At 61.9% G+C, this 12,263-nt stretch carries 12 protein-coding genes; 6 read left to right on the top strand and 6 right to left on the bottom strand.

The window, feature by feature from the left end; all coding sequences use genetic code 11:
* Positions 1–236 precede the first annotated feature (236 nt).
* Both ACWF6P_RS27565 and nrdR read left to right on the top strand, forming a co-directional pair.
* Complete coding sequence (locus tag ACWF6P_RS27565) at positions 237–935, top strand: LysM peptidoglycan-binding domain-containing protein (protein WP_452623175.1); 699 nt, start codon at positions 237–239, stop codon at positions 933–935.
* A gap of 195 nt (positions 936–1,130) precedes the next feature.
* A complete protein-coding gene (nrdR, locus tag ACWF6P_RS27560; RefSeq protein ID WP_283303956.1) occupies positions 1,131–1,628 on the top strand; it encodes a transcriptional regulator NrdR in 498 nt (165 codons plus the stop codon).
* 294 nt (positions 1,629–1,922) lie between these two features.
* On the opposite strand, the gene hrpA is transcribed toward nrdR, so the two are convergent.
* Complete coding sequence (gene hrpA / locus ACWF6P_RS27555) at positions 1,923–5,828, bottom strand: ATP-dependent RNA helicase HrpA (RefSeq protein ID WP_452623174.1); 3,906 nt, start codon at positions 5,826–5,828, stop codon at positions 1,923–1,925.
* Between the two features lie 101 nt (positions 5,829–5,929).
* On the opposite strand from hrpA, the gene ACWF6P_RS27550 reads away from it, so the two are divergent.
* Positions 5,930–6,559: a Pr6Pr family membrane protein gene (locus ACWF6P_RS27550; RefSeq protein ID WP_452623173.1), complete on the top strand. Its 630-nt coding sequence runs from the start codon at positions 5,930–5,932 to the stop codon at positions 6,557–6,559.
* Here the strand turns inward: ACWF6P_RS27550 and ACWF6P_RS27545 are convergent.
* A complete protein-coding gene (locus ACWF6P_RS27545) occupies positions 6,530–6,847 on the bottom strand; it encodes a DUF2322 family protein (protein ID WP_317554792.1) in 318 nt (105 codons plus the stop codon). The two genes, ACWF6P_RS27550 and ACWF6P_RS27545, sit on opposite strands and share 30 nt — an antisense overlap.
* 132 nt (positions 6,848–6,979) lie before the next feature.
* Here ACWF6P_RS27545 and ACWF6P_RS27540 point away from each other — a divergent pair, with 132 nt between their 5' ends.
* Positions 6,980–8,203, top strand: coding sequence for an aminotransferase family protein (locus tag ACWF6P_RS27540; RefSeq protein WP_378530070.1), 1,224 nt, complete (start codon positions 6,980–6,982; stop codon positions 8,201–8,203).
* Positions 8,204–8,205: 2 nt separating this feature from the next.
* On the opposite strand, the gene ACWF6P_RS27535 is transcribed toward ACWF6P_RS27540, so the two are convergent.
* Positions 8,206–8,472: a hypothetical protein gene (locus ACWF6P_RS27535; protein WP_378445797.1), complete on the bottom strand. Its 267-nt coding sequence runs from the start codon at positions 8,470–8,472 to the stop codon at positions 8,206–8,208.
* 17 nt (positions 8,473–8,489) lie between these two features.
* Here ACWF6P_RS27535 and ACWF6P_RS27530 point away from each other — a divergent pair, with 17 nt between their 5' ends.
* Positions 8,490–9,188 (top strand): hypothetical protein, encoded by a 699-nt coding sequence (locus ACWF6P_RS27530; protein ID WP_378545462.1) that lies wholly within the window; start codon positions 8,490–8,492, stop codon positions 9,186–9,188.
* Here ACWF6P_RS27530 and ACWF6P_RS27525 read toward each other — a convergent pair.
* The 3 genes from ACWF6P_RS27525 to ACWF6P_RS27515 all read right to left on the bottom strand — a co-directional run bounded on the left by ACWF6P_RS27525 (position 9,174) and on the right by ACWF6P_RS27515 (position 11,063).
* Positions 9,174–9,854, bottom strand: a complete 681-nt coding sequence (locus tag ACWF6P_RS27525) for a PhzF family phenazine biosynthesis protein (RefSeq protein WP_452623172.1) — start codon at positions 9,852–9,854, stop codon at positions 9,174–9,176. The genes ACWF6P_RS27530 and ACWF6P_RS27525 overlap by 15 nt on opposite strands.
* A gap of 79 nt (positions 9,855–9,933) precedes the next feature.
* The gene (locus ACWF6P_RS27520) at positions 9,934–10,473 is read right to left on the bottom strand and encodes a carboxymuconolactone decarboxylase family protein (RefSeq protein WP_003942122.1); all 540 of its coding nucleotides are present in this window, start codon (positions 10,471–10,473) and stop codon (positions 9,934–9,936) included.
* A gap of 2 nt (positions 10,474–10,475) precedes the next feature.
* Positions 10,476–11,063 carry a peroxiredoxin gene (locus ACWF6P_RS27515; RefSeq protein WP_003942119.1) on the bottom strand — a complete coding sequence of 196 codons (588 nt, stop codon included), beginning with the start codon at positions 11,061–11,063 and terminating at the stop codon, positions 10,476–10,478.
* A gap of 228 nt (positions 11,064–11,291) precedes the next feature.
* On the opposite strand from ACWF6P_RS27515, the gene ACWF6P_RS27510 reads away from it, so the two are divergent.
* Entirely contained in the window at positions 11,292–12,251 is a 960-nt protein-coding gene (locus tag ACWF6P_RS27510; RefSeq protein WP_452623171.1) for a hydrogen peroxide-inducible genes activator, read from the top strand.
* Positions 12,252–12,263: the final 12 nt, after the last annotated feature.

Below are 12,263 nucleotides of genomic sequence, written 5' to 3'. Positions count from 1 at the left end.
AAGAAATGGCATGTCTGAAAAAGCGTCTGGCGTAAATCGTGTGGTGCATATCGCGCGGAAACTTGTCGGTGCCCCCTGCCAACATTCGAGCTGTCGACAAACACGGAGGCTTTCGCAATTCCCGCTGTGTGGTCTGACACGAATCTAGCCGGATTTGCTCGCGTTTTCAAACATCTGTTCGATTCGTGTCGTTCGAAGTAGAGACATTGTCGGCCAAGCGTGGTAGAAATTCGAACATGCGTTCCATCGAACGCATGATCGAACACATCGATCGGTGTCGACCAGCGGAGGTCACGATGGGTAACGCAGCAGTTAAAGGCAACAGGGTTTTCGACGATGGGATCGGGTTCGACGGCACGTCGGCGTTGAAGTATCACCCGTCGTTCTACGGACCCGATGCTGATGACGTGGCTTTCGAAAGGCGCGGCACCGCCGAAATGCGGGGTGTGCCCAGGCATGTCGAAGACGAACCGCAGGTGGCTGTTGTTCGTCGTTTCCCCGTCACAGGCGGAACGTCAGGTTCGCGTTCGCTGCGTGAATCTCCTCGCCGATGGGACAGCGAGCATGATTCGTCACGCCCGTACGGAGGCAGTTTTGCGCACCGAAACAGGGTCGGTGTCTCGCGGGTCGAACACGAAGTGCAGACCGAGGACGTCAGTTGGAAGACGATGTTCCTGGGCGCGGTGTTCACTGCGATGGCCGTTTTGGCGCTGGTCGGGATCGGCGCTTTGTCCAGTGGTGATGTTGCGGCGACAAACGGAGCGACCGATGTGGTTCGCGTCGCTGCGGGTGAATCCCTCAGTGATATCGCTGCCAAGGTTGCGCCTGGCCAGGCTGTCGGCTCCGTGATCGAGCAGATCATGGATCTCAACGCGATGTCGAGTTCCGGACTGGCCGTGGGGCAGACGCTGATCGTGCCGGCCTCGGGTCGCTGACAGTACCCGTAAGCAGGCGGGGGTGTACCGAGCGTGAGAGCAGTCCGTTCACAGCGAGTAAGCTGTCCAGTTGACAGTCCCACCACCTCGGGTGGTCGCGTTGAGTACGTGGATCTGCTCTGTAAATCGTCGGAGGATTTGCAGTCGGTAGCGAATCTGAGTTGCGGCCATTTCGGCGACAACGAAGGAACCCCGATGCATTGCCCGTTCTGCCGGCACCCTGATTCCCGAGTGGTCGATTCGCGCGAGGCTGACGAGGGCCAGGCGATCAGGCGGCGCCGTTCGTGCCCCGAGTGTGGACGTCGATTCACCACGGTCGAGACGGCAGTGCTTTCGGTCGTGAAGCGTAGTGGCGTGACGGAGCCGTTCAGTCGGGAAAAGGTTGTCAAAGGTGTGCGGCGCGCATGCCAGGGTCGCCAAGTGGACAACGATTCGCTGAATTTGCTGGCGCAGCAGGTGGAAGACGCCGTGCGTGCTTCTGGTTCTGCCGAAATTCCCAGTAACGAGGTAGGCCTCGCGATTCTCGATCCGCTTCGAAATCTCGACGAGGTTGCGTACCTACGGTTTGCATCGGTGTACAAATCCTTCAGCTCTGCCGCGGATTTCGAACGTGAGATCACGGACATGCGCGAGCATGCCGAGACCCGTGCCGCCGACAAGGCTCCCGGTGCCGAGACCGTTTCCGTCGATTGAGGTCTTCGCCTCAGGTAACGCTGAGAGCACAAAGCGGCATTAGGTAACGCTGAGAACACAAAGCGAACAAACGAACAAATCGGGCATGTTATTCGCTTAGTGTCTACCGGGTACGTTCGTCCGCATTTCGGATCTTCACGGAGGCGTTATGAACTTAGTTGCAGTCCTCGGAGTCGTGAACAGCCTGGTAACCCTCGGGTTCGCCAATACTGTTGCCACTTTTGGTGGTTTCCTCACCAACGTCAACATTCAGACAATCTACTGATCGCGCAATCTCACCGATCGCGCTGAGCATCATCGCTTGATCGCTTCGATAGCTTTCAGGACTCGCTTTTCGGAAATCGGTGTGGGTGTACCGAGGGACTGCGCAAACAGGCTCACGCGCAGTTCCTCGATCATCCAGCTGATCGCGTCGACATCTCGAGCAGTGCGACGCTCTTCGGGCAACGAACCCAACAACCGGTCGTACGCTGCGTACACCCGGTCGAGGACATCCATCGCCTGCTGATCTCGTTGTGCGCTTGCAGGCAGAGCTTCGAGTCGGAATTTTGCTGCGGCAAGATATCGCGGCAAATCGCGTAGGCGTGCTGAGCCCAATTCCGCGACGAATCCCGGAAACAGCAGTGAGGTCAACTGTTCTCGGACGTCGTCGGCTGCCTCGCCGCGGGAGCGGTCGAGGACGACGCTCAGTTGGTGTGCTTGTTCGAGGATCGGGACAATCATGCGCAGGATCGCGGAGACGCGTCCGGCCAGTTCGGAGCGTGCGATCTTCACCAGGGCTTCGAACGCCTCAGGTGTGCGTACCGGTCCACCGTGGGCCGCAATCACTTCGTTGGCAGCTGCCACTCGGCAATCGTCGACGAGGGCCTCCAAGCCGCCGTCTGGATTCTGGCCGAGCGCCAGACGCTGAGTGTTCGACAAGCCGGCGGTCACTGCCTTGAGTTGGGTGGGAACGGCCGCCAGAAGGAGCGCTCGCGTTCCCTCCCTCATCGCCTGCGCCTGCGCAGCCGGCGTACTCAGGACACGGACGGCTACTCCGCCGTTTTCCGGCACCAGCGCTGGGTAGCCCGTCACCTGCTGTCCACCGATGGAACGAGTGATGGTCGGCTCCAATGCGCCGAGTGTCTCGGACGTCCAGACGGCAGCGGCTGCTCGTTCGGTTCCGGTGGCCGCCTTGGCTACTTCCTTCTGTACGCGCGGTGCGAGCGTGCGTCGTAGCTGCGCCAGATCCTTGCCCTTCGCGAGGACCTTGCCTGATTCGTCCTCGACGACAAACGTCATCTTGAGGTGATCGGGCAGCGCGGCCGGATCGAAGTCCTTGGCGTCGATCTGAATTCCGCCCAAATGCGAGAGTTCGCGGGCCATTGCGGTCATCAACGGCTCGGATCGAGGTTTGACTGCTGCCAACGCTGCGGCGGCGTAGTCGGGTGCCGGCACGACGGCGCGTCGAATGTTCTTGGGCAGCGTCTTGATCAGAGCAGTAACCAGATCGACGCGCATACCGGGGACCAACCAGTCGAAGCCGACCGGCTGAAGCTGCGCAAGTAGGCCGACCGGGATGTGTGCGCTGACGCCGTCGTCGTCCTTGCCCGGCTCGAATTGGTAAGTCAGCGGGAACTGCATGTCGCCCTGGCGCCAAGCGTCCGGGTACTCCCCACCCAGTACGGCAGCCGCGTCGGAGTTGACCACGGTTTCCGGGGTGAAGGTCAGCAGACTCGGATTCTTGCGCCGCTCGGACTTCCACCACTGGTCGAAATGCTTGGCGGATACGGCTTCCTGGCCGATGCGTTCGTCGTAGAACTCGTAGAGAGTTTCGTCGTCGACGAGGATGTCGCGGCGGCGCGCACGGTTCTCGAGCTCCTCGACGTTGTCGAGGAGTGCCCGGTTCTCGTGGAAGAACTTGTGGTTCGTCTGCCATTCGCCCTGCACGAGCGCATGGCGGATGAAGAGATCGCGTGAGGCCTCGGGATCGATTCGCGAGTACGTGACTGCGCGGCCGGTCACCAGCGGAACGCCGTAGAGAGTGACCCGCTCGTATGCCATCGCGGAGCCGCGTTTGGAGGACCAGTGCGGTTCGGAATAGGTGCGTTTCACCAGGTGCGGGGCGAGCTTTTCGGCCCATTCCGGTTCGATACGCGCGGACATGCGCGCCCACAGCCTCGACGTTTCCACGAGTTCGGCGGCCATGACCCAGCGTGGTGGCTTCTTGAACAATCCGGATCCGGGGAAGATCGCGAAGTGGCTGCCCCTGGCGCCGAGATAATCCCGCTTCTCACCTTCGCGCAACCCGATGTGCGAGAGCAATCCGGCGAGCAGTGACTGATGGATTGCGTTCTCGCTTGCGGGTGTGTCGCCCACGGTCCAGCCGAGACCGCGGGTGATCTGCCGGAGCTGCCCGTGCAGATCCTGCCATTCGCGGATGCGGAGCCAGTGTAGGAACTCGTTCCGGCACATCTTGCGAAACTGGTTGGAGGACAAATCATTACGCTGTTCGCGCAAATAGTCCCACAGTTTCAGGTAGGCCAGGAAGTCGGAGTTCTCGACGTTGAAGCGGGCGTGCTTTTCGTCGGCAGCCTGCTGGAACTCGGCGGGCCGCTCGCGAACGTCCTGGATGGACAACGCCGCGACGATGACAAGGGTTTCGTGAAGGCACCCGTTGTTCTTGGCTTCCACCAGCATCCGTGCCATTCGCGGATCTACCGGAATCTGGGCCAATTCGCGGCCGACCGGCGTCAGTTCGGGGTAGCTGGCCTCGGAGCCTCGCGCAATGGCGCCGAGTTCTTCGAGGAGTCCGATTCCGTCCTTGACGGCGCGCTGGTCCGGCGGTTCGACGAAGGGGAAGGCAGCGATGTCGCCCAGACCGAGGGCCGTCATCTGCAAGATGACGGATGCGAGATTGGTTCGCAGGATCTCCGGCTCGGTGAACGCCGGCCGTGACTCGAAGTCCTCCTCGGAGTAGAGGCGGATGCAGATTCCTTCGGCGACGCGGCCGCAACGTCCGGAACGCTGACGAGCTGACGCCTGCGAAATGGGCTCGATCGGCAATCGTTGAACCTTGGTGCGCACCGAATATCGCGAAATGCGCGCGGTTCCCGGATCGACGACGTAGCGAATGCCGGGCACGGTCAACGAGGTCTCTGCCACGTTGGTGGCCAGGACGACGCGTCGGCCGGTGTGCGGCGAGAACACCTTGTGTTGCTCGGCGGCTGACAGCCGCGCGTACAGCGGGACGATTTCGGTGTTGCGAAGACGCCGGTCACGCAAAGCGTCTGCGGTGTCACGAATTTCGCGTTCGCCGGAGAGGAAGACCAAGATGTCGCCTTCGCCCTCCGAGCTCAGTTCGTCGACAGCCTCACAGACCGCGTCGACGGGATCGCGGTCGAAGGTGACGTCGCCGGATTCGACGGTCAGTGGCCGGTAACGCATCTCGACGGGGAAGGTTCGCCCGGAGACCTCGACGATCGGCGCAGGCTTACCGTCGACGGCGAAGTGCTTGGCGAAGCGTTCGGGATCGATGGTCGCCGACGTGATGATGACTTTGAGATCGGGTCGGCGGGGGAGCAGCTGCGCCAGGTAACCGAGGATGAAGTCGATGTTGAGGCTGCGTTCGTGCGCTTCGTCGATGATCAGCGTGTCGTAGCGTCGGAGCATGCGGTCGCGCTGAATCTCGGCGAGCAGGATGCCGTCGGTCATGAGCTTGACGTAGGTGCGGTCCGACACCTGGTCGGTGAATCGCACCGTGTATCCGACGGCGTCGCCCAGTTCGGTATCGAGTTCTTCGGCGATACGTTCGGCCACGGTGCGTGCCGCCAATCGGCGAGGCTGCGTGTGTCCGATCAGGCCGCGGACGCCGCGTCCGAGTTCGAGACAGATCTTGGGGATCTGAGTTGTCTTACCGGAGCCGGTCTCGCCGGCGACGATGACAACTTGATTCTCCGAGATCGCGGTGGCGATATCGTCTTTGCGCTGACTGACGGGCAGTGCTTCGGGGTACGAGATCGTGGGGACGTTCGCGGCGCGGGTCGTCAATCGAGTGCGTGCGGCGTTTATTTCTTCGGCCAGCGCCACCAGAGCGTCGTATGTGCGGGCACGGTCGAGTTTGCGACGGAGTCGACTCTCGTCGCGGAGTGAGACCTGCGCCAGTGCGCTCTTCAGGTCACTCCGCTTGGGGGAGAGCGGGGCCGGTGGTGTTGTAGACATGCTGATGACAGCCTATCGAACGCATTGACAACTACCGCTCGCAGATCGCGCTGATGTGCAAATATCGACCAGTGACGACAAATACCGCAAATGAGTCATCGGTGCCTGTCTTGTCGACGCCGATCGCCGTGCGAGTCCTGAGACTGTTGTTCGCGGTGTTCGGACTCGCCGCGTTGCTGTGGATCCCGATCCGCGACGCGGCTGATCTCTCTCTGTCGAACTATCTGAGCTACTTCACCATCGAGAGCAACATTCTTGCGGTGATCGTGTTGCTGGTCGGTGCATTTCGAGATCCACAATCGCAGGCGTGGCAGTCGATCCGAGGGGCGGTGACGCTGTACATGGTGATCACCGGCATCATCTACGCCGTCCTCCTGGCGGATATCGACGTCAATTTGAACGATGCCTGGATAAACTCGGCACTGCATCGGATTCTTCCGCTGGTCATGCTGCTCGACTGGGTGTTCTTCGCCTCGCGGCACAGGATCTCCGAAGCACGTTCACTGCAGTGGTTGCTGTTCCCGGTCGTGTACGGCGTGTACACGTTGATCCGAGGTTCGATCGTCGACTGGTATCCCTACCCGTTCATGGATCCGCGCCACCAGGGCTATCTAGCCCTGTTCATCGGGTTTGTCGTGCTGGCCATCGCGATGGCCCTGATGGCGTTGGCAGTCAATGCCGTCGGACGGTTGGGCGCCGGGCTACGCGGCCGGAACGCCCCGCAGTCCTAGCCCGTTTCCGGTGGAGATCACCTGATCGAGTCGGTCGATGTTCGGGTGCTTGCCCGGGTTCGCTCGCGCGTCCTCGGTGTGTTCGGCGAAGATCGTCAGTCCTGCTGTCGCGGCTTCGGGTGTCAGTGCGCCGTAGACCGCAGCGAGATGGTTGTACACCTTGACCGAGCCGGACTTTCCGGGCTTGTTCTCCACGGTGTCGATGACGTTTCCGTCGGCGTCGAGTACCTCGATGGCGGCCAGATGATCGATGGCGGGTAGTGCTGCAAGATTGTCGGCAAAAGTCATGGTCGACAGATTACGGGTGCGCCCGTGAAAGCCGGTGCCGGGCGAGCGCCGTCGTGCGCGGATTTCCGGTGTCGATATAGTCGCAGCACATCGTTTGCACACCAGCATCGTTTGTATTCGAAGGGGACAATGATGGCTTCGGCATTGTGGCACGGGTTCGCGGACATGGGCGCTGTGGAGAAGAACGGCGCGTTTGTCGTCTCACGCGGTGAGGGCGCGTACATCTGGGATTCCGAGGGCACTCGGTATCTGGATGCGACGGCGGGCCTATGGTTCACCAATGTCGGGCACGGGCGCACCGAGATCGCGGATGCGGTGGCGGCTCAGTTGTCGAAGATCGCTCATTTCTCCAACTTCGGTGATTTTGTTCCCGAGACCACGCAGGTGTTGGCCGAGCGTCTGGCGGCCATCGCGCCGGTTGCCGGGAGCAAGATCTTCTTCACCTCGGGTGGTTCGGATTCGGTGGACACTGCGGCGAAGCTGGCTCGCCGGTACTGGCACGAGGTGGGGCAGCCGGAGAAGACGATCATCGTCGGACGCCAGAAGGCGTACCACGGAATGCACGTTGCGGGAACGGCTTTGGCTGGTATTCCGGTGAACCGTGAGGGTTACGGCGAGCTGATGGCGGATGCGGCGACCGTCGGCTGGGACGATGCGAAGAGCCTGCTCGAGTTGATCGAGAAGATCGGTGCGAACAAGATCGCTGCGTTCTTCGCGGAGCCGATCATCGGTGCGGGTGGGGTGTATCTGCCGCCGGAGGGGTATCTGGCCGAGGTGCGTGACATCTGCCGTGAGCACGACATCCTCTTTGTCGTCGACGAGGTCGTGACCGGTTTCGGCCGGATCGGTGGTGAGTGGTTCGCGTCCACTCGTTTCGATTTGCAGCCTGACATGATGACCACGGCAAAGGGTTTGACGTCGGGTTACGTTCCGATGGGTGCGGTGTTCATCGCGCCGCGGGTGGCGGAGCCGTTCTATGCCGGTTCGTGGTGGCGCCATGGGTACACCTACGGCGGGCATGCCGGTGCTGCTGCGGCGGCGATGGCGAACCTCGACATTCTCGAGCGTGAGAATCTGCTCGCGGAGTCGAAGCGTTTGGAGGCGTCGTTGCATACGCATCTGCAGCCGCTGGCCGAGCATCCGCGGGTGGCGGAGGTTCGTAGTGGGCTCGGTGCGGTCGCGGCTGTGCAGTTGGCTGATCCGGCGGAGGCGTTGCCGTTTGTGAAGACGCTTCGCGAGCATGGTATTTCGGGTCGCGCTGCGGGTCAGGGTGCGATGCAGATTTCGCCGACGTTTGTGATGACCGACGATCAGGTCGCGGAGATGGCCGCGGGGATCCTCGCAGCCCTCGGCTGATGTCAGCTGCGGCGCCGAAAGAGTTTCTCGATTCGGCGCCGCACTGCGTTGGGCGCAGGTTCCAGTTCCAGAACCTCTTGCTCCGACTGCTTGGCGTACGCCTGGGTGTAGCGCTCGTGTAGCACCGAGCGAATCTCGTCCGGAGAGTAGGCCCGACGCTGGCGTTCACCGCGCGCAACGAGGACCCCGGTGGCGGCAATGCCCATGGCACCGGCGAGGCCGACCAGTTTCCATACGTGCGAGGCGCGCAGAGGAGTCGTGAGTTTCATCCCTCTACGCTAGAGGCATGGACCGACGATTGCTTTCGCAGGTGAGTCTCGACGAGGCCGCCGCCGCGACCCGCACGGGTGACATCTGGATCTTCCGCGGAGAGTCGACGGCCGATCGAGCCATCCAGACGCTGACCAACAGCCCGGTCAATCACGTGGGAATGTCGGTGGTGATCGACGACCTCCCACCGCTGATGTGGCATGCGGAACTCGGTCACTCGCTGCAGGACATGTGGACCGGACGCTTCCAGCGTGGTGTCCAACTGCACGATCTGAGATCGGCGGTTCAGGTGTGGGGCGCGAAGTACGGTCAGCGCGGATGGTTGCGCCAGCTCGACCACGAGATCACCCGTGAGCAGGAAGACGCTTTGCTGAAGACGATCGCGCGACTGGACGGCACGCCGTTCCCGTCCACGGCCAAGCTCGCCTCACGCTGGTTCGGAGGCCGGATCCCGAAGCTGCGCAAGAAGTCCGACGTCTCCGCGGTGGCCGTCGAAAGCGCCTACTGCGCCGAAGTTGTTGCCAAAACCTATGAGGCGATGGGTCTGCTCGTCGGTAATCGTCGTATCAACTGGTTCGATCCGGGCAAGTTCTGGAGCGGCGATCAACTGCCGCTTGCACCCGGAGTTGCCCTCGGCGACGAGATCTCGGTGTCGCTCAGCGCAGGCGATCTCGAAGCCGGACGTAATCCGGCCGGGTACTCACAAGGTTCGTGACGGCTCGGTAACCACAGGTCCGCCGACTTCGAGCCACCCTTCCGGGGAGAACGTGGTGTGCAGTACCGATCCGCGTCCCTGGGTGATGAGGAGCGATTTCCTCAGTCGGTCCGTGATGCGCAAAGCTGCCGATCCGGTTGCCTCGTCCTCGGCGATTCCCATCGCGGGTGCGAACATGCGTGCGCGGATCGCAGCTTCGAGCTTGTCCTGCCAGGCCCACAGATACGAATGATCCGCCTCGTAGTCGGACGGATCGGCGCCGATGACCTCGTCGACCGTGTCCATCGGGTAGATCGCGAATTCCGGTGCCCATTCGGCACGGGCGCGTACCCACGTGAGAGCGCCGGATTGGCGGACGTCGACCCTGCCGGCTGGAACCTCGAGGGAGGTCACGCGGCGGCCCTGCTCGCTCAGCCACCACGTCGCCCCGACGGTGGGGTGCCCGGCGAAGGGGAGTTCTGCTGCCGGAGTGAAGATCTGAGCCCGGGCACGCGAGACGCCGTCTTCCGGGACGTCGATGAAGATGGTCTCGCTGTAGTCGAGTTCCTTCGCAACGGCTTGTCGATCCGATTCTGCAACCGTGGATGCGTCGACGATTCCCAGCGGATTGCCGTGCTTGCCGTTTTCGTCCGTGAAGACCCGGACCACACTCACCTCGATACCCATCGGTCCACCCTAGCGCGCGAAAAGCCCTCCCCACCGTCATGGTGGGGAGGGCTCGTCGAACTGCAGTCAGGTACGAGTATCAGACCTGTGCGGCAGAGAGGATTTCGTTGGCTTCGACAGCCTGTGCGACGCCCGCGACGATGGAACCGGCGCGGATCGCTTCGAAGATGACCTCGCGGTCGACACCTTCCTGGCGGAGGGTGTTCTCGTGAGCTTCGAGGCAGTGGTTGCAGCCGTTGATCGCGGACACTGCAAGCGACCACAATTCGAAGTCGGCCTTGTCGACGCCCGGGTTGCCGATGATGTTCATCCGCAGGCCGGCACGAAGATCGTCGTACTTACCGTCGAGGTAGCCCTTGGTGCGGTAGAAGACGTTGTTCATGCCCATGATCGACGCTGCGCCGAGAGCGGCGTTGTACGCCTCTGCCGACAGGTTGTCGGCAGCCTCGGATGCAATCTCCTTGAGCGTGGACGCAGATTTGGTGGCTGCGGCCGTTGCGAGGAGTGTTCCCCACAACTGCTGCTCGTTCAGGACCGTCGTGCGCGCAATGGAACTCAGGTTGAGCTTGAGGTCCTTCGCGTACTCGGGAAGCGAGTTCTTGAGGTTCTCGACGCTCATACTCAGACGCTCGCAGTCAGGAGCTCGCCGGCGTTGATGGTCGGGTCGCCCTTCTTCCAGTTGCATGCGCACAGCTCGTCGCTCTGGAGAGCGTCGAGGACGCGGAGAACCTCGTCGACGTTACGGCCGACGGAACCGGCTGTGACGGAGACGAACTGGATCTCGTTGTTGGGGTCGACGATGAACGTCGCGCGGTCTGCAACGCCGTCAGCGTTGAGGACGCCGGTGGCCTCGGCAAGCTCGCGCTTGAGGTCCGAGAGCATCGGGAAGGGGAGGGTCTTGAGCTCCTCGTGCTGTGCGCGCCACTGGAAGTGCACGAACTCGTTGTCGACGGAAGCGCCGAGGACCTGAGCGTCACGGTCTGCGAACTCTTCGTTGAGCTTGCCGAATGCAGCAATCTCGGTGGGGCACACGAAGGTGAAGTCCTTGGGCCAGAAGAAGACGATGCGCCACTTGCCTGCGTAGTCGTCACTGGTGACGGTGGTGAAGTAGTCATCGGGCTGCTGGGCATCGACCTTGGACAGGTCGCCGCCGATGACAGCCGTGAGGTTGTAAGCGGGGAACTGGTCGCCGATTGTGAGCAGAGCCATGTGTCTCATTCTCCTACGTGTCTCGTGAACAGGAATTTCTTCGCACACGATCTGGCTGTTCGGCGTGTGACGACCGAACGTGCTGGATCGAGAGGGTTTGTCACCGTCAGCGGGTCGGACGGTTTCGACTGAAATGTCGAGGTTGTGACCGGCGCTTTTTGGTATGAGTCCATTCTGCATCAAACCGTTCAAAAGGTAAAGGTGATGGGTGGCACTACACTGATAGGCATGTCTGATCAGACTTATCAACCTTCCTTGTCACAGCTGCGTGCCTTCGTGTCGGTGGCGGAGTATCGGCACTTCGGTACTGCCGCAGCACGTTCGGGTGTGAGCCAACCCACACTGTCGCAGGCGCTGGCGGCTCTCGAGGCGGGGTTGGGAGTCAAACTGATCGAGCGCAGTACCCGACGCGTGCTCGTGACCGCGGACGGCCAGCGCCTACTCGGTCAGGCCAAGCAGATTCTCGAAGCTGCCGATGGATTTGTGGCGAGCGCCGCCGGCTCCGGCGACTCTCTGACCGGTCCACTACGCATCGGGCTGATCCCCACCGTAGCGCCCTACATCCTTCCGGGGTTGCTGCCCGAGCTACGCGAGAAATTGCCGTCGTTGGTGCCGCAAATAGTCGAGGATCAAACGGCGCGCTTGCTTGATGCACTGCGATCGGGAGCGCTCGATGTCGCTGTGTTGGCGTTACCCGCCGGAACACCCGGCCTGGTGGAAGTTCCTGTGTACGAAGAGGATTTTGTGATGGTCGTGCCGAACGATCATTCCTTGGCTGGACGCGTCGATCTCACGGCGGACGTGCTCGACGCGCTGCCGTTGCTCTTGCTCGACGACGGCCACTGCCTGCGTGATCAGACGTTGGATCTGTGCCGTTCCGTGGACGCTCATCCTCTTGCCGGTGACACGCGGGCGACCTCCCTCGCAACGGTCGTGCAGTGTGTGGCCGGGGGACTCGGGGTGACGTTGGTCCCGGAATCTGCTGTTGCAGTGGAGGTTCGACGCGGGGATTTGTCGACGGCGCGCTTCGCGTCGCCGGCGCCAGGTCGCACGATCGGCGTCGTGTTCCGCTCTTCGAGTGGTCGAGCAGAAGGATTCCGCCAGCTGGCTGAGCTGGTGAAATCTGTTGCGCCGGGTAAGAAGTGCCTCGATCGCACCGCGATTGTCGCCGGGGCAGATTCTGTTTGATCCAGTCGGATC

It is taken from the genome of Rhodococcus sp. NPDC055024 (genome assembly GCF_053608585.1).
The sequence above is the reverse complement of the archived record's forward strand: the minus strand, read 5'-3'. Positions and strand labels throughout refer to the sequence as shown.